The following is a 25,600-nucleotide window of genomic DNA, read 5'->3' on the forward strand; positions in this document are numbered from 1 at the left end:
GGTCCCATTCCGAACCCGGAAGCTCAGCCCTACAGCGCCGATGGTACTGCCCTGGAGACGGGGTGGGAGAGTAGGACGCCGCCGGACAACCATTCAAAAGGAGCCTTCCTTCTCGGACCTTCACCGGTCGAGAAGGAAGGCTCCTTTTTTGCGTGGTCGGCGTCCAGGCCCCGCGGACCTGAGGCTGCCAACGTGAACCGGCGCGCGCGTCGCAGAGATTTCACAGTGAACAGGCCGGAATCCGGGCGGTCGAGCTCCCTCCGACGACTAGACTGGGCGCCATGTCCACCATCTCCCGCGACGAGGTCGCGCGCGTGGCTGCGCTGGCACGGATCGACCTGCGACCGGACGAGGTCGCCCGCCTGGCGGGTGAGCTCGACGTGATCGTCGAGTCCGTCGCTCGTGTGAGCGAGGTCGCTACCGCAGACGTGCCGGCAACGAGCCACCCCCTCCCGCTGACGAACGTGTTCCGTGACGACGTACCGGAACCCGCCCTGCCGATCCAGGACGTCCTGGCCGGCGCCCCGCAGCAGGAGAGCGGACGGTTCGCCGTTCCGCAGATCCTCGGCGAAGAGTGATGGGAACCAACGACATGACACACGACATCACCCGGCTCAGTGCGACAGACCTCGCGTCCGCGCTGCGCAGCAAGGACATCTCCAGCGTCGAGGCCACGCAGGCCCACCTGGACCGCATCGCCGCCGTCGACGGGGACCTGCACGCGTTCCTGCACGTCTCGTCGGACGAGGCGCTGGCGACAGCGGCAGAGGTCGACGCGAAGCGGGCGGCGGGGGAGGACCTGCACCCGCTCGCCGGTGTGCCGATCGCGGTCAAGGACGTCGTGGTGACAAAGGGCCTGCCCACCACCGCGGGGTCGAAGATCCTCAAGGACTGGATCCCGCCGTACGACGCGACCCTCGTGGAGCGCATCAAGGCCGCCGGCCTGCCGATCCTCGGCAAGACCAACATGGACGAGTTCGCCATGGGCTCGTCGACCGAGCACTCGGCCTACGGCAACACGAAGAACCCGTGGGACCTCGACCGCATCCCCGGTGGCTCCGGTGGTGGCTCCGCCGCCGCGGTCGCCGGCTTCGAGGCGCCGCTCGCGATCGGCACGGACACCGGCGGCTCGATCCGCCAGCCGGGTGCCGTGACCGGCACCGTCGGCGTCAAGCCCACCTACGGCGGGGTCTCGCGGTACGGCCTGATCGCCATGGCCTCCTCGCTCGACCAGGCGGGGCCCGTGACCCGCTCGGTGCTCGACGCGGCGCTGCTGCACGAGCTGATCGGCGGCCACGACCCGCACGACTCGACGTCGATCAACGAGCCGGTCCCCGGCGTCGTCGCGGCGGCTCAGCAGGGCGCCAAGGGCGACCTGAAGGGGCTGCGCGTCGGCGTCGTCAAGGAGCTCTCCGGCGAGGGCTACCAGACCGGCGTGTCCGCCCGGTTCGACGAGTCGCTCGACCAGCTGCGGTCCCTCGGCGCCGAGATCGTCGAGGTCTCCTGCCCGAGCTTCGGCTACGCGCTGGACGCCTACTACCTGATCATGCCCGCGGAGGCCTCCAGCAACCTGGCGAAGTTCGACGGCATGCGGTTCGGCCTGCGCGTCGAGCCCACCGACGGGCCGGTCACCGCCGAGCGCGTCATGGGCGCCACCCGCGGCGCCGGCTTCGGCGACGAGGTCAAGCGCCGCGTCATCCTCGGCACGTACGCTCTGTCGGCCGGCTACTACGACGCCTACTACGGCAGCGCGCAGAAGGTCCGCACGCTGATCCAGCGCGACTTCGCCGCGGCGTTCGAGCAGGCTGACGTACTGGTCTCGCCCACGGCGCCGACCACGGCGTTCAAGTTCGGCGAGAAGCTGGACGACCCCCTCGCGATGTACCTCAACGACATCGCGACGATCCCCGCGAACCTTGCCGGCGTGCCCGGCATGTCCCTGCCGAACGGGCTGTCCGACGACGGCCTGCCGGTCGGGTTCCAGATCCTGGCCCCCGCCAAGGCGGACGACCGGCTGTACCGCGTGGGCGCCGCCCTCGAGGCGGCACTGGAGTCCCGCTGGGGCGGGCCCATCCTGAACCAGGCACCCGAACTCAAGACCACGGAGCTCGCCCGATGACCGCCCAGACATCCGCGACGGCGACGAAGCTCGTCGCCTACGAGGACGCCGTCCGCCGTTACGACCCGGTGCTGGGTATCGAGGTGCACGTCGAGCTCGGCACGCTCACCAAGATGTTCTGCGCGGCCGAGGTCGCCTACGGTGGCGAGCCCAACACCCAGGTGACGCCGGTGAGCCTCGGGCTGCCGGGTGCGCTTCCGGTGGTCAACGGCAAGGCCGTCGAGTACGCGATCCGGATCGGCCTCGCGCTGAACTGCACCATCTCCGAGAACTGCCGGTTCGCCCGGAAGAACTACTTCTACCCGGACGTCCCCAAGAACTTCCAGACGTCGCAGTACGACGAGCCGATCGCCTTCGACGGCTGGATCGACATCGAGCTCGACGACGGCGAGGTGTTCCGCGTCGAGATCGAGCGCGCGCACATGGAGGAGGACGCCGGCAAGAACACCCACGTGGGTGGCACGACCGGACGTATCCAGGGCGCCGAGTACTCGCTCGTCGACTACAACCGGGCGGGCATCCCGCTGGTGGAGATCGTGACGCGGCCCATCGAGGGCGCCGGCGAGCGCGCTCCCGAGGTGGCGCGCGCCTACGTGCAGACGCTGCGCGACATCTTCCGCTCGCTCGACGTCTCCGAGGCCCGGATGGAGCGCGGCAACGTCCGTGCGGACGTCAACCTGTCGCTCCGGTCCACACCCGAGTCACCGCTGGGTACGCGCACCGAGACGAAGAACGTGAACTCGTTCCGCTCGGTCGAGCGTGCGGTCCGCTACGAGGTGTCCCGCCAGGCGGGCGTGCTCGACGCCGGCCTCACGGTCATCCAGGAGACGCGGCACTTCCACGAGGAGGACGGCACCACGTCGTCGGGCCGCGTGAAGTCGGACGCCGAGGACTACCGGTACTTCCCCGAGCCCGACCTGGTGCCGGTGGCACCGAGCCGCGAGTGGGTCGAGGAGATCCGGGCGACGCTGCCGGAGATGCCGGTGGCCCGCCGCCGTCGGCTGCAGACGGACTGGGGGTACGCCGACGCCGAGATGCGCGACGTCGTCAACGCCGGTGCGATCGACCTCATCGAGGCCACCATCGCCGCGGGCACCAGTGCGGCGGGCGCCCGTAAGTGGTGGATGGGCGAGCTGGCCCGGCGGGCCAAGCAGGACGAGATGACGCTCCAGGACCTCGTCGTCACCCCGGCGCAGATCGCACAGCTCCAGGGCCTCGTCGAGTCCGGCCGCATCAACGACAAGATCGCGCGCCAGGTGCTCGAAGGCGTGCTCGCCGGCGAGGGCGACCCGGAGGCGGTGGTCGTGTCGCGTGGCCTCGAGATCGTGTCCGACGACGGCCCGCTGCTCGCCGCCATCGACGCCGCGCTGGCCGCTCAGCCCGACATCGTGGAGAAGGTCCGCGGCGGCAACCAGGGCCCGGTCGGCGCGATCATCGGCGCGGTCATGAAGGCGACGAAGGGCCAGGCCGACGCGAAGCGGGTCCGCGAGCTGGTGCTGGATCGGATCGGCTCATGAGGCTCGTCAAGTGACCCGCGGGCCCCTCCTGCACGGCGAGATGATGCGGTTGCGCCCCATCGAGGCGCGCGACTCGGAACGCCTGTGGGAGGCGGTGCAGGACCCGGAGGGGACTCGGCTGACCGGGACCACCGCCGTCTTCACGCGCGACCAGATCGACGAGTGGGCGGCCACGGTCAGCGACCGGCCCGGCCGGTACGACTGGGCGATCTGCCCGGCCGCGGAGCGGGACGGCAAGCCCGTCAGCGACGAGCTGATCGGCGAGATCGTGCTCAACGACCTCGACGAGGACGTCCGCTCGGCGAACCTGCGGCTCCAGCTGCTGCCGAACTACCGGGGACGCGGGTACGGCAGGGAGGCCATCGCCGAGGTGCTCCGGTTCGCGTTCGACGATGTCGACGGCGAGGCGGGGCTGGGCCTGCACCGCGTGAGCCTGGACGTCCTCAGCATCAACCCGCGCGCCCAGGCGCTGTACGAGTCGCTCGGGTTCCGTGCGGAGGGCCGCCTGCGGGACATCTACCGCGACGGCGACACCTGGGCCGACGCCATCGTGATGAGCATCCTCGAGGACGAGTACCGGGCGATGCAGGACTGACCGGCCGGGCTGCCGGAGCCCATCCGGGCCCGGGTAGCCCGGCCGGGGTCCCGGCCTACCGACCGCCTGTGATGTAGGCGGTCAGCTGGTCGCGCTCTGCCTGCACCTCGGCGATCCGATGCTTCACCACGTCACCGATGCTGACGATCCCGGTCAGCCTGGCGTCCACGAGCACGGGGACGTGCCGGACCCGGTGCTCCGTCATCAGCGGCATCAGCTCGTCGAGGGTCGCCTCCGGCCCGCAGGTGTGCACGGCGGCAGTCATGATCGACCCCACCGTGCCGTCCAGCACGCCGTCCCCGTCCGAGTGCAGCCGCCGGACGACGTCCCGCTCGCTGACGATCCCGTCGACGCCCACGCCGTCGTCGGACACGACGACCGCGCCGATGCCGTGCTGGGCGAGAAGGGCGAGCAGGTCACGCACGCTCCGGTCCCTGGAGATGGTGACCACCGTGCTGCCCTTGCGTCGCAATGCCTCTGTCACTCGCATTCGAGCACCTCCGTCGCGTGCACGGCGGAGTCCGCGTCATTGCGGGCTCCTGCTACGACCGTACGGCACGGTGCGAGGTTCAGGTAGTGGGAGAACGCCTGCCCAGCAGGGCAGGGGGACGGCCACCCTGTGGACGTCTGCTGTCGTGGGCGGCGCACCAGAGGTAGCGTGCTGCAGGCCGCTCGCCTTGCACAGAGCGCGGCCACCCAGCATCGAAGGAGCTGAACTGTCATGAGTCGTCCCCTGCGCTCCCGGACGTCCACCCACGGTCGCAACATGGCCGGAGCCCGCGCGCTGTGGCGCGCCACGGGCATGGGTGCCGACGACTTCGGGAAGCCGATCATCGCGATCGCGAACTCGTACACGCAGTTCGTGCCAGGGCACGTACACCTCAAGGACATGGGCGACCTCGTGGCGTCGGCGATCCGCGAGGCGGGCGGCGTCGCCAAGGAGTTCAACACGATCGCGGTCGACGACGGCATCGCGATGGGCCACGCCGGGATGCTCTACTCGCTGCCCAGCCGCGACCTCATCGCGGACTCGGTCGAGTACATGGTGCAGGCGCACACGGCGGACGCCCTCGTGTGCATCTCGAACTGCGACAAGATCACGCCCGGCATGCTCAACGCCGCGCTGCGGCTGAACATCCCGGTGGTCTTCGTCTCCGGCGGTCCCATGGAGGCCGGCAAGGCGGTGGTGGCCGACGGCGTCGCGAAGACCCCGCTCAACCTGATCAACGCGATCAACTACTCGGCCGACGAGAACGTCGACGACGCTGCCCTCGGCCTGGTCGAGGAGAACGCCTGCCCCACCTGCGGCTCGTGCTCCGGCATGTTCACCGCGAACTCGATGAACTGCCTCACCGAGGCGCTGGGGCTGTCGCTCCCCGGCAACGGCTCGACGCTCGCGACGCACGCCGCGCGCAAGGAGCTGTTCCTCGAGGCCGGCCGCACGGTCGTCGACCTCGCCCGCCGTTACTACGAGGACGAGGACGACAGCGCAGCACCCCGCGGGATCGCCACCAAGGCGGCGTTCGCCAACGCGATGGCGCTCGACGTCGCCATGGGTGGCTCCACCAACACGGTGCTGCACGTTCTCGCGGCAGCCCAGGAGGCGGAGGTCGACTTCACGCTCGCCGACATCGAGGGCATCAGCCGCAAGGTGCCGTGCCTCTCGAAGGTCGCGCCCAACCACCCGGACTACCACATGGAGGACGTCCACCGTGCGGGCGGCATCCCCGCGCTCCTCGGTGAGCTCGACCGGGGTGGCCTGCTGGACCACGACGTCACCTCCGTGCACACGCCCACCCTGCGCGCGTGGCTCGACGACTGGGACGTCCGCGGCGGCAAGGCGACCGAGCGGGCGCTGGGCCTGTTCCACGCGGCGCCCGGCGGCGTGCGCACCACCAAGGCGTTCTCCACGAACAACCAGTGGGAGTCGCTCGACACGGACGGTGCGGGCGGCTGCATCCGCTCCGTCGAGCACGCGTACACCGTGGAGGGCGGGCTCGCCGTGCTGCGCGGCAACCTCGCCGAGGACGGCGCCGTCTTCAAGACGGCGGGCGTCGACCCCGACGTGTTCCACTTCGTGGGCAAGGCGTTGGTCTGCGAGTCGCAGGACGAGGCCGTCGAGAAGATCCTGACCAAGCAGGTCGAGCCCGGCCACGTCGTGGTCGTGCGCTACGAGGGCCCGGCCGGGGGCCCCGGCATGCAGGAGATGCTCTACCCGACGTCCTACATCAAGGGCCGCGGCCTGGGGAAGGTCGTCGCCCTCATCACCGACGGCCGGTTCTCGGGCGGGTCGAGCGGCATCTCGGTGGGGCACGTCTCCCCGGAGGCCGCGGCGGGCGGCACGATCGGGCTGGTCGAGGACGGCGACGAGATCGAGATCGACGTCGACACCCGCAAGATCCGGATCAACGTGCCGGACGATGTGCTCGCCGAGCGCCGCGCCAAGATGGAGTCCTCCGAACGACCGTGGCAGCCCGTCGCCCGTGACCGGTACGTGTCGCCCGCGCTCCAGGCCTACGCGGCCCTGGCGACGTCGGCCGACCGGGGTGCGGTCCGGGACGTGGCCCGGCTCAAGCGGGGCTGACCGGAGCGGGTGCGGCGCCGGACCAGGTGCCGCGCCCGTCCCCGTACGTCCTCCGCACCTCCTGTGGCCGACGACGTTCGAGTGTCAGTGCCTCGTGCCATGGTGGTAAGACCCGGACCACCCGACACAGGGAGCGACTCATGACCGACGCGATCACCGCCGCCGAGTTCACCGCGGGCGAGGGCACCGGCGACTGGCGGGTGGTGCAAAGATCTGCGCTCGCGCGGTTCGCCACCGGTTCGTTCACGCGGGGCGTGCGGCTGGTCAACCGCATCGGTGCCCTCGCGGAGGCCGCGAACCACCATCCTGACGTCGACCTGCGGTACGGAGCCGTCACGGTGCGGACCTGGTCGCACGACGTCGGCGGGCTGTCCGCGCGGGACATCGCGCTGGCGCGAGACATCTCGATGGCCGCCCGTGAGCTCGACGTCGAGGCCGACACGGCGGGCGTCCGGGACGTCACGATAGGCATCGACGCGATCGTCGGCCCCGAGGTCCAGCCGTTCTGGGAGGCGCTGCTGGGGTACGACGCCCAGCAGGACAGCGAGGGCAACGACGCCGCCCCGCGGCTGAGCGACCCGGACGGGCGGCTGCCCGTGATCTGGTTCCAGCAGTCCGACGAGCGCCGGGAGCAGCGCAACCGCATCCACCTCGACGTGTGGGTGCCGTACGACCAGGCCGAGCAGCGGGTGGCGGCCGTGGTGGCGGCGGGTGGCCGACTGGTCACGGACGAGTTCGCGCCGTCGTGGTGGGTGCTGGCCGACGCCGAGGGCAACGAGGCCTGCGTGTGCACCTGGCAGGGCGAGTTCTGACCGCTGCCGACGATCGCCGACGGAAAAACGGGTGAGATCTGGCCGCGGCACGAGTAGGGTCTCGCCCTTGTGCGCCCGCTTCCTTCTTCCGCCCGGAACCCGTACTGGCGGTTCCTGGTAGCGGGTTTCCGCGGGCAGTCGGCCTATCCGCTGGCCACGTTCGCGGGCCTGGTGGCGAACGCGACGTTCGGCCTGCTCAAGGGCGGGATCATGGGCGCGGCGGTCGAGAGTTCCGGCGGTGAGCTGGCCGGGTACTCCGCGGCCACCATGGCCGCGTTCGTCTGGCTCGGCCAGGGCATGCTCGGATCGGTGAACTTCTGGGGCGGGAGCGACCTCCAGACCCGGATCAAGTCGGGCGACGTCGCCGTCGACTTCCTGCGGCCCGTGAGTGTGCAGGCGGCCAACGTGCTGACCGACGTCGGCAAAGGGCTGTTCGCCCTGCTGCCGCGCGGGCTGCCGAGCGTGGTCATCGGGGTGCTGGTCTCCAGCATGGCCCTGCCGCCCGACGCAGGCGCGTACGCGCTGGGCCTGACCAGCCTGCTGATCGGCATCACCGTCTCGCACGCCACCGTCTACGTGGTGGCCACCACCGGGTTCTGGCTCGTCGAGACCCGCGGCGTCAGCGTGCTCTACATGGCGCTCTCCGGATTCTTCGCGGGCCTGTTCACGCCGATCTACCTGTTCCCGGACTGGCTGCTGACCGTCGCGCTGCTCACCCCCTTCCCGTCGATGATGCAGTTCCCCATCGACGTGCTCTCCGGGCAGATCACCGGGCCGGCGGCCTGGCAGCACCTCGGGGTGCAGCTGGTGTGGCTGGCGGTGGTGCTCGTCGTCGGGCACCTGACCACACGGGGCGGACGTCGCAGGCTGGAGGTGCAGGGTGGCTGAACCGCTCCGCGCCTACCGGGCGGTCCTCGCGAGCCGCGCGCGCTCGCAGGCGAGCCACCGCGCCAGCTTCCGCATGGACCTGATCGGGGCGCTGCTCGTCGGGACGATCGAGCTGACCGAGATCTGGGTGCTGTACACCGCCACGGACCAGATCGGCGGGTTCACCCTCGCGCAGATCCTGCTCGTGTTCGGCCTGTCCGACCTCGCCTTCTCGTTGGCTGACCTCGTGGCCGGGCACTGCGACAACCTCCCGGTCTACGTGCGCGCGGGCACGCTCGACGTCTTCTTCCTGCGCCCACAACCGGTGTTGGCCCAGCTGGTGACGAGCGACCTCAGCCTGCGCCGGATCGGGCGCTGCCTGATCGGCGCGACGGCGCTCGCGGCCGGCCTGGCGCTCAACGACCTCGACTGGAACCTCGGCACCGTCGGGCTGCTGGTCCTGGCGCTGGTCTGCGGTTTCGTCATCTTCACCGCGCAGTTCGTCACGGCCGCCGGGCTGCAGTTCTTCCTGATCAACGGCGCCGAGATGACCAACGCGTTCGTGTACGGCGGCCGGTACGCGGCCACGCAGCCCGCGACCGTGTGGCCTCGCGCGCTGCTGGTCCTCTTCGGCGTGATCTTCCCCGTGGCGTTCGCCGCGTACTTCCCCGTGTCCACGCTGCTCGGCATGCCAGGCCTGGCCGGGCTGCCGACGTGGGTGGGCTGGTGCGCACCGGTCGCCGCCCTCTGGGCGGTGGTCGTCGCGGGTCTGTGCTGGCGCTGGGGCCTTCGTCACTATCGAGGAGCGGGTGGATGAACGTCATCGAGACCGAGGGGCTGAGCCGCGTGTTCACCGGGCGGCCCGACCGGAAGAACAGGCTGCGGCGGCGTCGGCACGTCGCGGTGGACCACCTCGACCTCACCGTCGAGGCGGGCGAGTCCGTCGGCTACATCGGGGCGAACGGCGCCGGGAAGTCGACCACCATCAAGATGCTCGTCGGAATCCTGGTCCCCACGAGCGGCGCGGTGACCACCGTCGGGCTGCATCCGCTGAAGCAGCGCCGCGCGCTCGCGCGCCGGATCGGCGTGGTCTTCGGGCAGCGCTCGCAGCTCTGGTGGGACCTGCCGGTGCGGGAGTCGTTCTCGATCCTGTCGGCGATCCACTCCCTGTCCCCGGCCGACGAGCGCAGCCGCACCGCCGAGCTGGTCGACACGCTCGAGATGGGGGAGTTCCTCGCCACGCCGGTACGCCAGCTGTCCCTGGGGCAGCGCATGCGCGCCGAGGTCGCCGCGGCCCTGCTGCACCGGCCGGAGCTGCTGATCCTGGACGAGCCGACGATCGGCCTCGACGTCCTGTCCAAGCAGCGACTGCGCGAGTTCCTCGTGACCCAGCGGCGCGAGCACGGCACGACCCTGCTGCTGACGACCCACGACATGGGCGACGTCGAGCGGCTCTGCGACCGGATCCTCGTGGTGGACCACGGCCGGCTCGCGTTCGACGGCACGCTCGACGGGCTGAGCCGCACCGTGGGTGCACGGCGCGAGCTCATGGTCGACCTCGCCTCGGCGAGCCCTGACCTGGTGGACGTGGCCGGTGCGGAGCACGTGCGCAGCGAGTCCGACGGCCTGCGGCAACGCCTCGCCTTCGACCCGCAGCGCACGACGGCGGCACGCGTGCTCGCCGCGGTGTCCGAGCGGGCCGAGGTCGTGGACCTGTCGATCACCGAGCCCGACATCGAGGACGTGGTGCGCGAGATCTACCGCGCCACCCGGCAGTAGTCCCGCGGTAGGGCTCAGCGCGAGACGACCAGCTCCGACCAGGCGGGGATCAGCACGCCCCGGGCCGCCCGGCGTCGGACGACGCGCAACGGCTCGTCGGTCGACCACAGCATCCGCAGCAGGGTGCCGATCTCAGCCCGGGCCAGCGCCGCTCCCAGGCAGAGGTGGCGTCCGGCACCGAACCAGAGCTGGCGGGACTCCCGCACGTACGGCCGATCAGCCAGGAACGGACCTGCCGCGGCGTTCGCCGACCACACCAGCAGCATGATCCGCTCGCCGGCACGCAGGCGTGCCCCACCCACCTCGACGTCGGCAGCCACACCCCGGCCGATCACGGACGCCGGGCTCGTCACCCGCAGCCCCTCGCGCACCACGTTCTCGACCGGATCGGCCTCACCGGGGTTCAGCAGGCGGGCCGTCCGGGCGTCGTCGCCAGCGCTCTCGAGCGAAGGGACCGGCGCTCCGGCCACGGCACCCGCACGGATCGCCGCGAGCATCCGGTGCTGCTCACCCGTGTCGATCAGCAGCGCCGCGGTGCGGCCCATGGCGCTCGCGGCGGTCTCCGTCCCCGCGACCATGAGCAAGCAGGCCAGGCCGGAGGTCTCGGTCAGCCCGAGCCCGAGCTCCCTGCACCGGCCGAGCAGGGTGTCCGACGGCGCGTCCCGCCAGCCGTCGGGAACTCCCGCCGTCAGCTCGGCGACGATGCCTCGCGCGGTCGCCACCTGGTCCGGCGTCAGGGTCGTGGACCCTGCGGTGCCGAGCGCGACGGTCGCCAGCCGCTCGCCGGTCTCGAAGATCCGCAGCGCTCCGTCGTCGTCGGGCCAGGCGCCACCGTGCCCCGCGGGCCGGGGAATCCCGAGCAGGCCGATGACCATGCGGCCCACCAGCACCCGGGCCAGGTGCGCGACGTCGAGCGTCCCTCCGGAGCGGAGCACCGCGTCCGCATCGGCGATCCGCTCGCCCCAGGCGGTCTGGACGAGGTCGCGGGAGACGGCCTCGGTGAAGAGCTCACGGGTGCGGGTGCGCAGGTCGTGGTGGCCGGCGCCGTCGAACAGGTCGAGCACCCAGTCGCCGAGGATCTGGGCCCACAGGTTCCCCACCCCGCCCTCGCCGAGGATCGTGAACGACCGGTGGTCCTGCAGGACCGAGCGAGCCACCACCGGGTCTGCCGTGACCCACCCGATGCCCGGGACCTTGCGTACCGGCGAACCCTGGACGGGCCATCGCTGGGCGGCGGTGCCAGCGAGGAGCAGGCCGGCCATCGCCGGCCGGGCGCGATAGAGGAGGCCCAGCTCGTGCCGGGTGGTGGGGAGGATCTGGGTCACGGCCGTCACCCTATGGGCAACGGCTCCCCGCGCGGCACCGGTTCGGCCGCTCAGCCGTACAGGCTCTGGACGTCCAGCTCGATCGGGAACAGTTCCGTGTTGCTGGGAGCTTCCGGCAGATTATCCAGGTCCTCGGCGAGCCAGCCCTCCGGGCGCGGTGGGCGCATCCAGTCGGGAAGCTCAGTCATGGGAAACACGGTGAACAACGCACAGCGGTTTGGCAGGGCTCATCGCTGCTCCTGTCGATTGCATACCTAGACGTTAGTACGTCTATTCGTCACCGGCGCGTTATGGGAGTGCCCTAATCTGTGCCGAGTGCTCCCCGAACCGGCCGCTGTGCTGAACCCGGCACCCGCCCGACCCACCGAACCGTCCGCGTCGCCCCAGCCGGCGCCGCACCGGCACTCTCCCCGCCCCGTCGCCCGCATCGTCGACGTCGCCGTGCACCTCCCCGAGCGCACCCGGGACGTGGCCGGAGCCGAGCGTGACCTGCACCGCAGGAACCCGAAGGTCGCGCCGCGGCTCCCGATGGTGTCGCGGCTGACCGGCGTGCGTCGCGTCCACGTGGCCGACGACGACCAGCAGGCCTCGGACCTTGCCGTCGTCGCGTCCCGTAGCGTTCTCGGCCGCGCCGGGCTGGGGCCCCAGGACGTCGACCTCCTGATCTTCGCGTCCGCCACCCAGGACATGATCGAGCCCGCCACGAGCCACATCACCGCCGCCAAGCTCGGCGTCCGTGCGCCGGTGATGGACGTCAAGAACGCCTGCAACTCGGTGCTCAACGGCATCGAGGTGGCCGAGGCGCTCATCGGCACGGGCCGGTACCGCCGCGTGCTCGTCGCCTGCGGCGAGATGCCGACGCGTGGCGTGCGGTGGGACGTGCCCGACCGCCGCACGTACGCGATGTCCGCTGCCGGCTACACGATGTCCGACGCAGGGGCGGCGGTGCTCCTCGAGGCGACCGGCGCACCGACCGGCGCCAGCAGCGGCACCGACACCTTCGAGGACGACCTCGCCGCGGAGCTCGCGGAGCTGGTCGCTCCCGTCGGCCGGCCGTCCGGCATCCTCGCCTCGGCGTTCACCGCCGAGTCGCAGCACTGGGACGTCGGGATGCTTCCGGGTGGCGGCACGGTGAACCCGCGCGACCCCGAGCGGAGCTACTTCGAGATCGACGGCTCACGGCTGCGCGAGGCGTTCCTCGCGCTCGGGTCGGGACCGGTCGGCCAGGCCCTGGACCAGGCGGGCGTGACCATGGACGACGTGGCCCTCGTCGCCGTGCACCAGGTGGCGGTCGGCTATCTCGAGGACGTGCACCGTGCGCTCGGCGTGCCGGCCGACCGCACGATCGTCACCGTGGCCGACCACGGGAACCTCGCGTCGGCGACCCTGCCGCTGCAGCTGGTGCAGGCGCTGGAGTCGGGCCGCCTGCGGCGTGGCGACGTCGTGCTGCTGCTCGGCCTGGCCGGTGGCATCAGCATGGGCGCGATGGTGGTCCGGTGGTGACCCGCGCTCCTGAACCGGCCGGGCGCCGCCGGCTCGCCGTCGTCGTGCCGGCGCTGAACGAGGCGCACGAGCACGGGATCCTGCGCACGCTCGAGGCCTTGCACGCACAGGAGGACGACGACTTCGACCTGGTGGTCGTGGACAACGGCTCCACCGACGGCACGCCCGACGTCGTCCGCAAGGCGATCGCGGAATGGGGGCGGCTGCGCTGGCACGTGGTCACCGAGTACCAGAAGGGGACCGGTGCCGCTGCCGACACGGGCATGCGGGCTGCGATCGAGCTCGGGGCCGAGCTGCTGGCCCGGACGGACGCCGACTGCCTGCCGCCGCCCACCTGGACCCGCGCGGTACGGGAGGCGTTCGCATCGGGTGACGAGCTCGTCGCGGGGCGGCTCGTGCCGCGCGCCGACGACCTGCCGGTGTCGCGGTTCCAGCAGGGCGTGCTGTCGTTCGCGCTGTGGGCGTCGAGCACGTTCGGCAAGTTCCGCCCGGGAAACCAGGACGCGGGCTACCTCGGGCCGTACGTCATGACGCCCGGCTGCAACATGGCCATCACGGCGTCCCTGTACGAGCGGGCGGGCGGGTTCCCGCGCACCCGGATCGAGGATGTGCACGAGGACCGTGCGCTGGTCAACGCGGTGCGCCGGCTGACCACCCGGTATGCCGAGCACCGTGCGGTGTGGGTCCGCGCCTCGACACGGCGGGTGCACGCCTGGGGTCTGGTGCGCACCCTCGGCTGGTACGCCGACCACCGGTACCGGCCAGAGGTCGTGGACATCCGATGACGGCGTCGCCCGAGGCGCGCTGGGAGGAGCAGGTCCAGCGGGCCGCGCACCCCGTCGCCTATCCGGCGCTGCGGTCCGCCCGGAACCGGCCGGTGGTGCGGGTGCCGCGCATCGGGGTGGTGGTGAGCGATGCCGATATCGCCCGCGAGGTGCTCCTCGACCTGGACCACTTCTCGAAGGTGGGCCCGGGGGCGCCGTCGGACCTGTGGACGCCGGTGCTCGGACCGTCGGTGCTGCTCAACATGGAGGGGGCCGAGCACGCCGCGCTGCGGCGCGCGCTCGGGCCGCTGTTCTCGCCCCGGGCGGTGCGCGAGCTCGTCGCAGCAGACGACGACGATCGTACGGGCGCGCTGCCGGAGCTCACGCGGCGGCTTGCCGCCGGGGAGACCGTCGACCTGGCCGCCGCGGTGACCGCACAGGCGGGAGCGGTGATCTGCACGATGGTGGGGCTGCCACCGACGGACGACGCCGTGCGCTCGGCCATGACCGCAGCCCGGACGATCACCGGGATGGTGCGACTGCACCGGCACGGGCTCACCCGGACCCAGGTGGCGCGAGCCCGGAGCGTGCTGGAACGGCTGACGGCGCCCGCGCGGGCCGCCTACCGTGCCGGTGACCCCGCGACGGTACCCGGCCGGATGCGGGACCTCGGGCTCTCGGAGCGCGAGGCGATGGGCGCCGTCGGTGCGTTCGTGCTCACCGGGACGGAGACCATCCAGTCGTTCGTGCCGCGGCTCGTGGCCATCGCGCACGACACCGGGTGGACCGGGCGCCTGCTGGCGGACGACGCGCGGCTGCGGCGGCGCGCCGTCGAGGAAGGGCTGCGCGTCACCGTACCGACCCCCGCGATGCTGCGCTCCGTGCGGGCCGACACGTCGGTAGGCGGTGTGCCGGTCAGTGCGGGGGACCGCGTGGTCATCGCCACCGTGAACTGCTGCCGTGCGTCGGGCGGCTTCGACCCCGACCGGCCGGTCGACCCCGCCGTTCGGCACCTCTGGTTCGGCGCGGGCCCGCACTTCTGCCTCGGCATGCCCCTGGCGATGGCCCAGGTCGACGTGGTGCTCGACGCGCTCGCGGCGGCGTCGACCGACGGACGGGTGCCGGTCGTCGGGCGCCGTCGTGCCGCACGCGGCGTGCTCGTCCCGGCGTACCGCTCGCTGGAGCTGGGCCTCCGGGACACGTCCGGTGTCCCGGTCCGGGTCCCGGCCCTCTCCCCGCCGCGAGCGGCGTCGTGACGGACTTCGTGGACGAGCTGCTTGCCGTCGCGCGCAGCACGCCCCACGTCGTCGCGCTCCGCTGGTTCGGCGGCCGCGACGGTGCGCGGGTGCGTGCGGAGGTCACCTTCGGCGACCTCGCCGGGCAGGTGGATCGGACGGCGGCCGGGCTGCGCGCTCGCGGCATGGAGCCCGGTGACCGGGTCCTGTTCAGCATCCGGCCCCGGCCCGAGGGTGTGGTGCTGTGTCTCGCGGTGCTGCTCGCGGGTGGCGCCGTCGTCTTCGTGGACCCGGGTTCGACGCCGGAGCTGTTCGCCGCGCGGATCGCCGCGGCCAGACCTCGCTGGGCCGCTACCGAGGCCCTCCTGTACGCGGCGTCGTCCGGTCCGCTGCGGGGGATCGCCCGGTCCCGCGGTCTCCTGCTCCCGGACTACGGGCGGCTGCCGGTGCGGCACCTGTACACGGGCTCGTGGCTGCCCGGAGTACCGCGCGGGGCCCGCCGGGTGGCGAGCCTGGGCCGCGCGCCGGGGGCGGCCGCGGCACGGGGTGCGTCGCCCGCCCCGGGGGAGGGCCGGGACGACCCGGAGGCGCTAGTCGTGTTCACGTCCGGGACGACGTCGGACCCGAAGGCGGTGGTGCACACCGCGCGCACGCTCGGCGGGATGCTCGGCCTGTTCGCGCAGGTCGGCGGCCTCAAGGCGGGGCAGCGGGCGCACACGGACCAGATGTTCCTCGGGCTGCCGGCCATGCTCGCCGGTGGTACGTGGGAGATCCCGGCGCGGGCGCCCAAGGACGCACCGGAGGCGTTCGCGCGCGGCGTCGCGGGTGCCGACTCGTCGTTCCTGGTGCCCGCTGACGTGACGGCGCTGCTCGATGTGCTGGAGACCCGGGGTGCCGGTGCTTCCCCGGCCGGCGGCGTGCCCTCGGCCGCCGGGGCGGCCGTGGGCCCCGCTGTGCTCGCGGTCGGGGCGGCGCCCGTCACGGTCGCGCTGCTCGAACGTGGCCGTCGCATCCTGCCGGGCACGCGCTGGCTCGCCGTCTACGGGGCGACCGAGATCCTGCCCGCTGCGGTCACCGGCGCCGACGAGAAGATCGCGGCGGCCGCGGACGGCGACCTCGTCGGTCGTCCGCTCGACGGTATCGGCGTCCGGATCGACACGGCGGCAGCGGACCTGGACGCGGCCCCCGCTGCGGCGGCGGGCGCCCACGAGGTGGGCGAGCTCGTGCTGACCGGGCCATCCCTCATGGCCGGGTACCTGTCCGACCTCGACGCGGGCAGGCCCAGTGCGACGGAGCACCGCACCGGGGACCTCGCCTACGAGGACGCCGCCGGCCGGATCGTGCTGGTCGGCCGCAACCGGGACATGATCATCCGCGGCACGGTGAACATCTACCCGGGTCTGTTCGAGCCCCGCCTACGTGGCCTGCCGGGGGTGGCCGACGCCGTCCTGCTCGGCGTCCCGCTGCCCGACGGCGACGAGCGGGTGGTGCTCGTGGTCACGGCGGAGGGCGGGAACCGGGCCGCGGGCGAACCGGAGGTCCGCGCCGGCACCGAGCTGGCCCGGTCGGTCGCGGACCAGGTCATGCGGGTCCTGGACCATGGAGCGCTGCCGGACCTGGTGGTCGAGGCGTCGCACGTGCCGCTCGCAGGCCGCTCCCGGAAACCGGATCGTCGTGCGCTGGTCAACTTGGTTTCACCACTGGCCGGTACAGTGCGCGCATGAGGGTGGCGGTGACCGGTTCGTCGGGTTTTGTCGGTGGTGCTGTGGTGCGCGATCTCGCGGCGCGGGGACATGAGGTGGTCGCGTTCTCGCGGCGTGTGCCCCGGCTGCCCAGCGCGGTCCTGCCTCAGGTGTCCCACCAGCACTGGGACCTCCGGGACGGGCCGCTGGCCAAGGAGGACCGGCCAGAGGGTGTCGACGCCGTCGTGCACTGCGGTGCCGCCGTCGCGGACGGCGGCAGCCACGCCCGCGCCTGGGTGGTCAACGTCGAGGGCACGCGCGCGGTGCGCGAGACGTTCCCGGAGGCCCGGTTCGTGCACGTGTCCTCGGGCAGCGTGTACGACCCGCGGACGCCGAGCGTCGGCGTCACCGAGGCGGAGGCGCCGTCGCACGGTTACGTCAACCCGTACGGCTCCACCAAGGCGGCCGCCGAGCGGTACCTGACGGCCGACGCCGCACGGGAGGGCCGTGGCCCCGTGATCGTGCTGCGTCCGCACGCGGTCTACGGCCCCGGCGACACGACCCTGCTGCCCCGCCTCGAGTCCGCGGCGGTCGGCGGCTGGCTGCCGATCCCGGGCGGCGGCAAGGTGCGTCAGCACCTCACGCACGTCGACACCCTCGCGCACGCGGTCCGGGCGGCCCTGGCCGCCGACGTCGAGCCCGAGATCGCGGCCGGCCGGCCGCTGGTCGCGAACGTGGCCGATGCCAGGCCCGTCGACCTGGACGAGACGCTCGAGCTGCTGATGTTCGCCAGGTTCCGGCCGGTGCAGGTGGTCGCCATCCCGATCCGGCTGGCGAACGCGCTGGCCTGGGCGGGGGAGCGGGTGTCCCGGTGGACCGGCCGCGAGCCCCGGCTGTCGCGGTACACGATCAGCCACCTCGCGATGGAGCGCACCTATGACCTCACGGTGCTGCGCGAGCGTCTCGGCGTCGACCCCGCACCGACGTCGCTGCACGGCGCGATGAGCTGGTGAGCCTCTGCGGCTCAAGCCGACTGCATCCGGATCTGTATGCAGAGTTGTATGCATATCCGTTGCGCACAGTGTGAACGCAGACGCATGCTCGGTGTCATGAGTACCTCGATCCGGGTGTCCCGTGAGTTGCACGAGCGGCTGGTCGAACGCGCTCAGGCGCAGCACGTGTCGCTCCCGTGGAGTACGGGCTGCCGATCGTTGCTCCGATCTCGCGCACCAAGCTGGACTACCCGACTCACGTCGAGCTCGACGGAGTGCTCCCGGTGGCGTGCTACATCCAATGCGAGCAGATCCGTGTCGTGAGCGCCGAGCGGCTCGTGCGGAAGGTGGGCGGCGTCGACATGATCCGGGTCGAGACCATCGTGCGGAGGCTCCTCGCGCTGTGACCGCGTCACGAGCGGAGGCCCGCAGGACCCGTCGGCCCTATGGGTCATCTGAATAGCCTGACCGGACAGGGCAATCTGTCCCGAATGCCCTACCCTGTGCGGGTGATCCCAGGGAGCGACACCGCGGTCGAGACACTTGGGCTGCGCAAGGCGTACCGGTCGGTGCGGGGGCGCGTCGTGGGCGTCGACGGGCTGGACCTACGCGTACCGGCCGGCGGGGTCCACGCACTGCTCGGGCTCCCCCGATCCGGTAAGACCACTGCGCTCCGCCTGCTCACCGGCCTGGCGCACGCAGACGCCGGCGCCATCAAGATCTTCGGCGTCCCCGTCCCGGACGGCCTGCCCGACCTCGCCGGCCGCATCGGCGCCGTCGTCGGGGAGCCCGGTTTCCAGGCGCGGCTGAGCGGACATCGGAACCTGGCCATCCTGGCGATCGCAGCAGGCGTGCCGCGCACCCGCGTCGACGAGGTGCTGGCGCGCGTGATCCTCACCGACCGCGCCAAGGCGGCCTACGGCACCTACTCCGCCGACGAGCAGCGGCGCCTTGCGCTCGCGGCCGCGCTCCTGCGCGACCCGGACCTGCTCGTCGTCGACGAGCCGAGCGGAGGGCTCGACGCCGTCGGCACCCGCGAGATCCGGCAGGCCCTGCGGCGGCTCGCGGACCAGGGCACGACAGTGCTCGTGGCGACCGGTGTCCTCACCGAGGCCCAGCAGATCGCGGACACGGTCACGGTGCTCGACGGCGGCCGCGTCCTTGCGCAGGGCACCGTCGCCGACCTGCTCGGTGACGCCAAGGTCACCGTCCGGGTCCGCCTGGACGAGCCGGGCAAGGCGGCAACGACACTGCGGGCGGCGGGGTTCAAGGTCCGGGCCGACGGCGAGCTGCTGCACGTCGACGGCGTCGCCGAACCGGCAGACATCTCGCGGGCGCTGGCGAAGCAGAAGCTCTTCCCGGGTGAGCTCGCGCCGCAGCGGGAGGGCCTGGCGGCGGTCGTCGGCCGGCTGCGGCCGGTCGCGCCGTCTGTCCCCGAGCCGCTCAGCCGTGCCGAGGAACGGGCCGCCCGCAAGGCGGCCGAGCAGCAGACGGCGGACCGAAAGAAGGCCGCCGACCAGCGCAGGGCCGACAAGGAAGCGGCCGAGAAGCGGGCTGCGGCCGACAAGGCCGTCGCCGAGAAGACTGCCGCGAGGCAAGCGATCTCGGACGGGAAGGCCGCCGCCAAGCAGGCCAGGATCGACGACAGGGCAGCGCGGAAGCAGCCAACGACCGACGAGAAGGCAGCCATGAAGCCGGATGTCGAGCGGCTCACTGCTGAGCTCGACGCCAGGCCGAGCGCTGGACCGGACGGTGCCAAGCCGGGCACGGCCAAGCCGGATGCCAAGCCGGGCACGGCCAGGCCGACCGCTTCGAAGCGCGCCAAGGGGAGCCGATGACGGGACTGTTGTGGGCCGAGCTGCGCCGGTTCGGCGTGCGACCAGCGATCCGGTGGATCGCGGCGGGGATGGTGCTGCACGTCGTGGTCGCGGTGGCGCTGACCGCGTTCGAGGCGGACGTCTCGACCCTCGCCGAGCTGCTCACGCGGGGCGAGATCTCGTTCTACGCGATGACCTCGGTGTTCCTGGCCTACGTGGCAGGTGTGCTGCTGGTCACGGGGGACGCGGCGTCGGGCGGGACGCGGGCGCTGCTGACCGTCGAGCCGCGGCGCGGCCGCGTGTACTGGAGCAAGGTGGCAGCCGCTGGGCTGGCTGTGCTGCCTGGGGTCGCTGCGGCCTACGCGCTGCTGGCACTGGGGATGTACGGGGTGCAGGCCCGCGCGGGTGGGCTCGGCGGACCCCCGGCGGAGCTGGCGCTCGCGCTGACGTGGAGCGGGGTGCGGGTGCTCGCGCTCGCGGCGTGCGCGGCGGCCTGCGGTGCGGCTCTTGGAGTGCTGGTGCGGCGCTGGTGGATGGCCGTGCTTCTCGCCGCCGCGTGGGTCCTGGTCGAGGAGACGGTGCTGAGCACGATGCCCCCCGCCCCGGCCTGGCTGGTGTTCGCGAACGCCGACGGTTCGATCCGGGGTACCGGGACGCTCCTGTCCGGCGACGCCATTCTCGCGGTGCCGGTCGGGCACAGCGCGCTCCTGCTGCTGTGCGGCACGACGGCGCTGACCCTGCTCGGCTGGGTGGTGTTCCGGTACCGGGACGTGCGCTGACGGTGTGGCGGTTCATCCGCGAACCGCGGGATCCCGCGGCTGAGCGCCCCCGGCGTCTCGGATCGTGGGACCTTCGGCCCGCTGGGTGACACCGGCGCAGATTCGGCGTAACGTGCGTCACGTGCAGACGATCATTCTTGTAGTACTTCCTGAGCGCGCGGCCTAAGCCCCAGCACAGGCATCGTCCGCGCGCTCACCCTGGCAGTCCTTGCTCATCAAGGACCCGGGGTTTTTTTGTTGTCACGAACGCTCGCTTTCGCCCCGGGACGGGGCGCGACGGCAGGAGATCCGTATGACCGGCACACCGACACCCGCACAGATCGCCGCGCGCGCCGAGGCGCGTGACCAGGTGCGCACCGAGCTTCGGTCCCGCACGGTAGGCGGCAGGACCGAGCCCGAGGCAGCCACGCCTCGCGTCGGGCCGGAAGAAGTGACGGGTGCGCAGTCCATCGTCCGCTCGCTCGAGGAGGTCGGCGCCGACACCGTCTTCGGTATCCCGGGCGGCGCGATCCTGCCGCTGTACGACCCGCTGATGGATTCCGCCAAGCTCCGCCACATCCTCGTGCGGCACGAGCAGGGCGGCGGGCACGCGGCGTCGGGCTACGCCCACGCGACCGGCCGGGTCGGGGTGACCATGGCGACGTCGGGCCCGGGTGCGACCAACCTGGTGACGCCCATCGCGGACGCCCACATGGACTCGATCCCGCTCGTGGCGATCACCGGCCAGGTGGCGTCCTCGTCGATCGGGACCGACGCGTTCCAGGAGGCCGACATCGTCGGCATCACCCTGCCGATCACCAAGCACAACTTCCTGGTCACCGACCCCGCCGAGATCCCGCGCACCATCGCGGAGGCGTTCCACATCGCCTCCACGGGGCGGCCTGGTCCCGTGCTCGTCGACATCTCGAAGTCGGCGATGCAGGCGCGCACGACGTTCTCCTGGCCGCAGGAGCTGCAGCTGCCCGGATACCACCCGGTGACCAAGCCCCACTCGAAGCAGATCCGTGAGGCCGCGAAGCTGCTGGCCACCGCTCGGCGGCCGGTGCTCTACGTGGGCGGCGGCGTCATCCGGTCCGGTGCGGCCGACCTGCTGCGCCAGCTCGTCGACCTGTCCGGGGCGCCCGTGGTGACCACGCTGATGGCCCGCGGAGCGGTGCCCGACAGCCACCCGCAGCACCTCGGCATGCCCGGTATGCACGGCACCGTGCCGGCGGTGGCGGCCCTGCAGAAGGCGGACCTGGTCTTCGCGCTCGGCGCCCGGTTCGACGACCGCGTCACCGGCAAGCTCTCGAGCTTCGCGCCGCTCGCGGCGATCGTGCACGCGGACATCGACCCCGCGGAGATCGGCAAGAACCGCGAGGCGGACGTCCCGATCGTCGGCGACCTCCGCGAGGTCATCGGTGACCTGCTGCCCGAGCTGGCCAGGGAGCACGACGCACACGGCAAGCCGGACGTCGAGGGCTGGTGGCGTCAGCTCGACGAGTGGCGTCACACCTACCCGCGCGGCTTCACCCAGCCGGAGGACGGCAACCTCTCGCCGCAGCACGTGATCCAGCGGGTCGGGGAGCTGACCGGCCCCGACGGGATCTATGTCGCGGGCGTGGGGCAGCACCAGATGTGGGCGGCCCAGTTCATCAGCTACGAGCGGCCCAACACCTGGATCAACTCCGGCGGCCTCGGCACGATGGGCTACTCCGTTCCCGCCGCGATGGGCGCGAAGGTCGGCCAGCCGGACCGGACGGTCTGGGCGATCGACGGCGACGGCTGCTTCCAGATGACCAACCAGGAGCTCGCCACCTGCACGATCAACGACATCCCCATCAAGGTGGCGGTGATCAACAACAGCTCGCTGGGCATGGTGCGGCAGTGGCAGACGCTCTTCTACGAGTCGCGCTACTCCAACACCGACCTGCACACAGGCCACGGCACCATGCGGGTGCCGGACTTCGTGAAGCTCGCCGACGCCTACGGCTGCGAGGGCATCCGCGTGGAGCGGGCCTCCGACGTCGACGCGGCGATCAAGCGGGCCAACGAGATCGACGACCGTCCCGTGGTCGTGGACTTCACCGTCTCGCGGGACGCGATGGTGTGGCCCATGGTCGCCGCCGGTGTGAGCAACGATGACATCCAGTACGCACGCGGCATCTCGCCGGCGTGGGACCGAGAAGACTGAGCGAGGACTGACCCCATGTCGAGGCACACCCTGTCGGTGCTCGTGGAAGACAAGCCCGGCGTGCTCACGCGCGTCGCCGGGCTGTTCGCCCGCCGAGCGTTCAACATCCACTCCCTGGCGGTGGGCCCCACGGAGCACGAGGAGATCTCGCGCATCACCGTGGTGGTCGACGTCGAGGAGCACCCCCTGGAACAGGTCACCAAGCAGCTCAACAAGCTGATCCACGTGATCAAGATCGTCGAGCTCGAACCCGAGTCGTCAGTGCATCGCGAGCTGCTGCTCGTCAAGGTGCGGGCCGACGCCACCACCCGAACCGGGGTGCTGGAGGTCGTCGAGATGTTCCGGGCGCGCGTCGTCGACGTCGTGCCGGACTCCGTGGTCATCGAGGCCACGGGCCCCGCGGCGAAGCTCGACTCGCTGCTCGCGGCGCTGGAACCGTACGGCGTCCGTGAGATCGTCAAGTCCGGGACCCTGGCCATCGGCCGGGGCGCTCGGTCCATCACCGACCGGGCGTTCGAGCGCTCGGTCCGGTCTCACGCGGCGACAGGCACGGCGTGAGACCGTCCCCTACTGACTTACTTTCCACCCGAGATATCAACTCAAGGAGCAAGAACCGTGGCTGAGCTGTTCTACGACGACGACGCCGATCTGTCGATCATCCAGCAGAAGAAGGTTGCTGTGATCGGCTACGGCAGCCAGGGCCACGCACACGCCCTGAACCTGCGTGACTCCGGCGTGCAGGTGACCGTGGGCCTGCGCGAGGGCTCGGCGTCCCGCACGAAGGCCGAGAACGAGGGCCTCGCCATCGCGACCGTGCCGGACGCCGTCCGGGATGCCGACGTCGTCGTCATCCTCGCGCCCGACCAGGTGCAGCGGCACCTGTACGCCGAGGACATCGCGCCGAACCTCAAGGAGGGCGCTGCGCTCGTCTTCGGGCACGGCTTCAACATCCGGTACGGCTACATCAAGCCCGAGGCCGGGCACGACGTGCTGATGGTGGCCCCCAAGGGCCCCGGCCACATCGTGCGCCGCGAGTTCGCCGACGGCCGCGGCGTGCCCGTGATCGTCGCCGTCGAGCAGGACGCCTCTGGCACGGCCTGGGACATCGCCCTGTCGTACGCCAAGGGCATCGGTGGCCTCCGCGCCGCCGGCATCAAGACGACGTTCACCGAGGAGACCGAGACCGACCTGTTCGGCGAGCAGGCCGTGCTGTGCGGTGGCGCGTCGCAGCTGGTCCAGTACGGGTTCGAGACGCTGACCGAGGCCGGCTACCAGCCGGAGGTCGCGTACTTCGAGGTGCTGCACGAGCTCAAGCTGATCGTCGATCTCATGGTCGAGGGCGGCATCGCCAAGCAGCGCTGGTCCGTGTCGGACACCGCTGAGTACGGCGACTACGTCTCCGGCCCGCGGGTCATCGACCCGCGCGTCAAGGAGAACATGAAGGCCGTGCTGGCCGACATCCAGAACGGTGCGTTCGCGGACCGCTTCATCGCGGACCAGGACGCCGGCGCCCCCGAGTTCAAGGAGCTGCGCGCCAAGGGCGAGCAGCACCCGATCGAGGCCACCGGCCGCGACCTGCGCAAGATGTTCGCGTGGATCAAGCCGTCTGACTCCGACTACGTCGAGGGCCAGGCCGGTCGGTAAGGCGTAGCGTCGCGCTGACGAGGTAGGGGCGAGGAACGAGCCTCTACCGCTGTCGAGCAGAGCGCTTCCCGACCCAAGAGGATCGAGGGCCAGGCCGGTCGCTGACCGTACCGCCCCGCAACGCACGGCGCCCCGTTCTCCGCACGGAGAGCGGGGCGCCGTCGTGTGTCAGGCGTGGCGGCGCCGCTCCGCGAGAAGCGGCACGGCCACGCCGACCAGCGTCAGGGCGGCGCCCACGTAGGTCGCGACCCCGGGTGGCGTGGCGCCGGGCGTCACCGCATCGAGGACCAGCGCCATGACGATCTGCCCGGCGATCATGCCAAGACTGAGCAGCAGCACCCCGATCCTGTGCACCACGGTCGCCGACAGGGCGATGAACGCGATGCCGATGATCCCGCCGGTGTACAGCAGCGGGTCTGCCGGGAAGGCGCCGTCGGGCAGGCCCTCGGCCAGCACCGAGACCCCGAGGGCGGCCGCGAGCACGGCGGTGCCCACCACGAAGTTCACGAGCGTCGCGGCGAGCACGTCGTCGGCGGCGGCGCGGACGTGCCCGTTGACCGCCTGCTGCCAGGCCGACCCGACCCCCGCGAGCAGCGGCAGCGCGGCCAGCGCCAGGACCGACGGCGACCCGAGGTCACCCGACATCGCGATGGCGACGGCGGCGACGGTCAGCACCGGACCGATGGCGCGCGGAAACGTCACCAGACGTACCCCGCCCGGCCCGAGACCGAGCCGGTCGATGACGACGGACCCGAGGGACTGGCCGGTGACGAAGGCGACGATGAAGGTCGCGACCCCCAGCGCCCCGACGGTGAGGCCCTGGGTCGCGACGAAGAACGCACCCGCCGCGCCACCGAGTACCTGCCAGGGGCGCAGGCCTCCCTCGCGCAGTGCCGTGGAGATCCGGCGCATGCCGGCCCGGCTACGGCGGGAGACCAGGAGGGCCAGGGTCAGGAGGATCAGCCCGGACCCGAAGGACACGACCGCCGCGAGGTAACCGCTGCCGACATGCTCCGCCAGGGAGCCGTTGACCCGGCTCTGCACGGCGATCCCGGCTCCGCCGACGACGGCGAGCGCGACGCCCGCCGCCGCGCGTCGGCCAGGGCGGGTGGCGTGCGGGGCGGTGGGGGTGACGGGCGCGGGGCCGTCGAGCGAGAGGTCCTGGGGCACCCGACAAGTCTAGGAACGACGCTTGCTCGAGGCACCGGTGCATCCTGTCGACCTCGTCACAGCACGACGGCGCCCCACCTCGCGTAGAGGTGGGGCGCCGCAGCTCCGCCGTTGGCTGCAGGTGTGGTCGGTATTTCGTCAGGTGATCGGCATTCCGGGTCCCGCCCGTCGACGAGCCCACCGACGGCGCCGAGGAGTCGGGCCCGGTGTCCGAGCTCGCCGGCGACGGAGACGGCGCGGGCG

Annotated in this window: 25 protein-coding genes and 1 rRNA gene; 21 read left to right on the forward strand and 5 right to left on the reverse strand. The window is 71.9% G+C overall.

Translation table 11 applies throughout. The annotated features are described in order from the left end of the window. From rrf to AB0F40_RS23225, 5 genes are all read left to right on the forward strand, one after another. Positions 1–87 (forward strand): 5S ribosomal RNA (gene rrf, locus AB0F40_RS23205); the annotation flags it as partial. A 194-nt stretch (positions 88–281) separates the two neighbouring features. Then, entirely contained in the window at positions 282–578 is a 297-nt protein-coding gene (gatC, locus tag AB0F40_RS23210; RefSeq protein WP_357473315.1) for an Asp-tRNA(Asn)/Glu-tRNA(Gln) amidotransferase subunit GatC, read from the forward strand. A 14-nt stretch (positions 579–592) separates the two neighbouring features. Next, a complete protein-coding gene (gene gatA, locus AB0F40_RS23215; RefSeq protein ID WP_357473318.1) occupies positions 593–2,119 on the forward strand; it encodes an Asp-tRNA(Asn)/Glu-tRNA(Gln) amidotransferase subunit GatA in 1,527 nt (508 codons plus the stop codon). After that, positions 2,116–3,636: an Asp-tRNA(Asn)/Glu-tRNA(Gln) amidotransferase subunit GatB gene (gatB, locus tag AB0F40_RS23220; RefSeq protein WP_357473321.1), complete on the forward strand. Its 1,521-nt coding sequence runs from the start codon at positions 2,116–2,118 to the stop codon at positions 3,634–3,636. Before gatA ends, gatB begins: the two co-directional genes overlap by 4 nt. A 10-nt stretch (positions 3,637–3,646) precedes the next feature. Then, the gene (locus AB0F40_RS23225) at positions 3,647–4,231 is read left to right on the forward strand and encodes a GNAT family protein (RefSeq protein ID WP_357473324.1); all 585 of its coding nucleotides are present in this window, start codon (positions 3,647–3,649) and stop codon (positions 4,229–4,231) included. Positions 4,232–4,286: 55 nt separating this feature from the next. Here AB0F40_RS23225 and AB0F40_RS23230 read toward each other — a convergent pair whose 3' ends face one another. Next, positions 4,287–4,721, reverse strand: a complete 435-nt coding sequence (locus tag AB0F40_RS23230; protein WP_357473326.1) for a CBS domain-containing protein — start codon at positions 4,719–4,721, stop codon at positions 4,287–4,289. 231 nt (positions 4,722–4,952) lie between these two features. On the opposite strand from AB0F40_RS23230, the gene ilvD reads away from it, so the two are divergent. From ilvD to AB0F40_RS23255, 5 genes are all read left to right on the forward strand, one after another. After that, complete coding sequence (ilvD, locus tag AB0F40_RS23235) at positions 4,953–6,815, forward strand: dihydroxy-acid dehydratase (RefSeq protein ID WP_357473329.1); 1,863 nt, start codon at positions 4,953–4,955, stop codon at positions 6,813–6,815. A gap of 140 nt (positions 6,816–6,955) precedes the next feature. Beyond that, the gene (locus tag AB0F40_RS23240) at positions 6,956–7,627 is read left to right on the forward strand and encodes a VOC family protein (RefSeq protein WP_357473332.1); all 672 of its coding nucleotides are present in this window, start codon (positions 6,956–6,958) and stop codon (positions 7,625–7,627) included. A 69-nt stretch (positions 7,628–7,696) separates the two neighbouring features. Next, positions 7,697–8,515 carry an ABC-2 family transporter protein gene (locus tag AB0F40_RS23245; protein ID WP_357473335.1) on the forward strand — a complete coding sequence of 273 codons (819 nt, stop codon included), beginning with the start codon at positions 7,697–7,699 and terminating at the stop codon, positions 8,513–8,515. Then, positions 8,508–9,311: an ABC-2 family transporter protein gene (locus AB0F40_RS23250; protein ID WP_357473338.1), complete on the forward strand. Its 804-nt coding sequence runs from the start codon at positions 8,508–8,510 to the stop codon at positions 9,309–9,311. Before AB0F40_RS23245 ends, AB0F40_RS23250 begins: the two co-directional genes overlap by 8 nt. Beyond that, the gene (locus tag AB0F40_RS23255) at positions 9,308–10,273 is read left to right on the forward strand and encodes an ATP-binding cassette domain-containing protein (protein ID WP_357473342.1); all 966 of its coding nucleotides are present in this window, start codon (positions 9,308–9,310) and stop codon (positions 10,271–10,273) included. Before AB0F40_RS23250 ends, AB0F40_RS23255 begins: the two co-directional genes overlap by 4 nt. Before the next feature lie 14 nt (positions 10,274–10,287). Here AB0F40_RS23255 and AB0F40_RS23260 read toward each other — a convergent pair whose 3' ends face one another. Both AB0F40_RS23260 and AB0F40_RS23265 read right to left on the reverse strand, forming a co-directional pair. Next, on the reverse strand, positions 10,288–11,598 hold the full coding sequence (locus AB0F40_RS23260; RefSeq protein ID WP_357473344.1) for a cytochrome P450: 1,311 nt from the start codon (positions 11,596–11,598) through the stop codon (positions 10,288–10,290). Between the two features lie 50 nt (positions 11,599–11,648). Continuing rightward, positions 11,649–11,786, reverse strand: a complete 138-nt coding sequence (locus AB0F40_RS23265) for a hypothetical protein (RefSeq protein WP_357473347.1) — start codon at positions 11,784–11,786, stop codon at positions 11,649–11,651. 127 nt (positions 11,787–11,913) lie between these two features. On the opposite strand from AB0F40_RS23265, the gene AB0F40_RS23270 reads away from it, so the two are divergent. From AB0F40_RS23270 to ilvC, 11 genes are all read left to right on the forward strand, one after another. Then, the gene (locus tag AB0F40_RS23270; protein WP_357473350.1) at positions 11,914–13,101 is read left to right on the forward strand and encodes a ketoacyl-ACP synthase III; all 1,188 of its coding nucleotides are present in this window, start codon (positions 11,914–11,916) and stop codon (positions 13,099–13,101) included. Next, positions 13,098–13,886, forward strand: coding sequence for a glycosyltransferase (locus tag AB0F40_RS23275; RefSeq protein WP_357473353.1), 789 nt, complete (start codon positions 13,098–13,100; stop codon positions 13,884–13,886). The genes AB0F40_RS23270 and AB0F40_RS23275 overlap by 4 nt, the downstream gene beginning before the upstream one ends. Continuing rightward, on the forward strand, positions 13,883–15,121 hold the full coding sequence (locus AB0F40_RS23280) for a cytochrome P450 (RefSeq protein WP_357473355.1): 1,239 nt from the start codon (positions 13,883–13,885) through the stop codon (positions 15,119–15,121). The genes AB0F40_RS23275 and AB0F40_RS23280 overlap by 4 nt, the downstream gene beginning before the upstream one ends. Next, positions 15,118–16,824 carry a class I adenylate-forming enzyme family protein gene (locus AB0F40_RS23285; RefSeq protein ID WP_357473357.1) on the forward strand — a complete coding sequence of 569 codons (1,707 nt, stop codon included), beginning with the start codon at positions 15,118–15,120 and terminating at the stop codon, positions 16,822–16,824. The genes AB0F40_RS23280 and AB0F40_RS23285 overlap by 4 nt, the downstream gene beginning before the upstream one ends. Next, positions 16,821–17,795, forward strand: coding sequence for an NAD-dependent epimerase/dehydratase family protein (locus AB0F40_RS23290; RefSeq protein WP_357473359.1), 975 nt, complete (start codon positions 16,821–16,823; stop codon positions 17,793–17,795). Before AB0F40_RS23285 ends, AB0F40_RS23290 begins: the two co-directional genes overlap by 4 nt. Positions 17,796–17,971: 176 nt before the next feature. Continuing rightward, a complete protein-coding gene (locus tag AB0F40_RS23295) occupies positions 17,972–18,181 on the forward strand; it encodes a type II toxin-antitoxin system PemK/MazF family toxin (protein WP_357473363.1) in 210 nt (69 codons plus the stop codon). Positions 18,182–18,283: 102 nt separating this feature from the next. Beyond that, on the forward strand, positions 18,284–19,612 hold the full coding sequence (locus tag AB0F40_RS23300; protein ID WP_357473366.1) for an ABC transporter ATP-binding protein: 1,329 nt from the start codon (positions 18,284–18,286) through the stop codon (positions 19,610–19,612). After that, entirely contained in the window at positions 19,609–20,370 is a 762-nt protein-coding gene (locus AB0F40_RS23305) for a hypothetical protein (protein WP_357473369.1), read from the forward strand. The genes AB0F40_RS23300 and AB0F40_RS23305 overlap by 4 nt, the downstream gene beginning before the upstream one ends. 292 nt (positions 20,371–20,662) lie before the next feature. Continuing rightward, complete coding sequence (locus AB0F40_RS23310) at positions 20,663–22,543, forward strand: acetolactate synthase large subunit (RefSeq protein WP_357473372.1); 1,881 nt, start codon at positions 20,663–20,665, stop codon at positions 22,541–22,543. 15 nt (positions 22,544–22,558) lie between these two features. Beyond that, positions 22,559–23,101: an acetolactate synthase small subunit gene (ilvN, locus tag AB0F40_RS23315; protein ID WP_357473375.1), complete on the forward strand. Its 543-nt coding sequence runs from the start codon at positions 22,559–22,561 to the stop codon at positions 23,099–23,101. A gap of 57 nt (positions 23,102–23,158) precedes the next feature. Then, a complete protein-coding gene (gene ilvC / locus AB0F40_RS23320) occupies positions 23,159–24,187 on the forward strand; it encodes a ketol-acid reductoisomerase (RefSeq protein WP_357473378.1) in 1,029 nt (342 codons plus the stop codon). A 168-nt stretch (positions 24,188–24,355) separates the two neighbouring features. Here the strand turns inward: ilvC and AB0F40_RS23325 are convergent, their stop codons facing one another. Further along, positions 24,356–25,357, reverse strand: coding sequence for a DMT family transporter (locus AB0F40_RS23325; protein ID WP_357473381.1), 1,002 nt, complete (start codon positions 25,355–25,357; stop codon positions 24,356–24,358). 56 nt (positions 25,358–25,413) lie between these two features. Beyond that, on the reverse strand, positions 25,414–25,600 hold a 187-nt coding region (locus AB0F40_RS23330; protein ID WP_357473384.1), incomplete at its 5' end, for a hypothetical protein.

Origin of the sequence: Promicromonospora sp. NPDC023987, assembly GCF_040639055.1 — a bacterium.
Taxonomy (GTDB): Bacteria; Actinomycetota; Actinomycetes; order Actinomycetales; family Cellulomonadaceae; genus Promicromonospora.

Bases quoted from the DNA above. Each gene is read 5' to 3' on its own strand.
- AB0F40_RS23305 (WP_357473369.1), top strand. From the start codon at position 19,609: ATGACGGGACTGTTGTGGGCCGAGCTGCGCCGGTTCGGCGTGCGACCA.
- gatB (WP_357473321.1), top strand. From the start codon at position 2,116: ATGACCGCCCAGACATCCGCGACGGCGACGAAGCTCGTCGCCTACGAG.
- AB0F40_RS23310 (WP_357473372.1), top strand. From the start codon at position 20,663: ATGACCGGCACACCGACACCCGCACAGATCGCCGCGCGCGCCGAGGCG.
- ilvD (WP_357473329.1), top strand. From the start codon at position 4,953: ATGAGTCGTCCCCTGCGCTCCCGGACGTCCACCCACGGTCGCAACATG.
- AB0F40_RS23290 (WP_357473359.1), top strand. From the start codon at position 16,821: ATGAGGGTGGCGGTGACCGGTTCGTCGGGTTTTGTCGGTGGTGCTGTG.
- AB0F40_RS23255 (WP_357473342.1), top strand. From the start codon at position 9,308: ATGAACGTCATCGAGACCGAGGGGCTGAGCCGCGTGTTCACCGGGCGG.
- ilvN (WP_357473375.1), top strand. From the start codon at position 22,559: ATGTCGAGGCACACCCTGTCGGTGCTCGTGGAAGACAAGCCCGGCGTG.
- AB0F40_RS23230 (WP_357473326.1), bottom strand. From the start codon at position 4,721: ATGCGAGTGACAGAGGCATTGCGACGCAAGGGCAGCACGGTGGTCACC.
- AB0F40_RS23265 (WP_357473347.1), bottom strand. From the start codon at position 11,786: ATGACTGAGCTTCCCGACTGGATGCGCCCACCGCGCCCGGAGGGCTGG.
- AB0F40_RS23240 (WP_357473332.1), top strand. From the start codon at position 6,956: ATGACCGACGCGATCACCGCCGCCGAGTTCACCGCGGGCGAGGGCACC.
- gatC (WP_357473315.1), top strand. From the start codon at position 282: ATGTCCACCATCTCCCGCGACGAGGTCGCGCGCGTGGCTGCGCTGGCA.
- gatA (WP_357473318.1), top strand. From the start codon at position 593: ATGACACACGACATCACCCGGCTCAGTGCGACAGACCTCGCGTCCGCG.
- AB0F40_RS23280 (WP_357473355.1), top strand. From the start codon at position 13,883: ATGACGGCGTCGCCCGAGGCGCGCTGGGAGGAGCAGGTCCAGCGGGCC.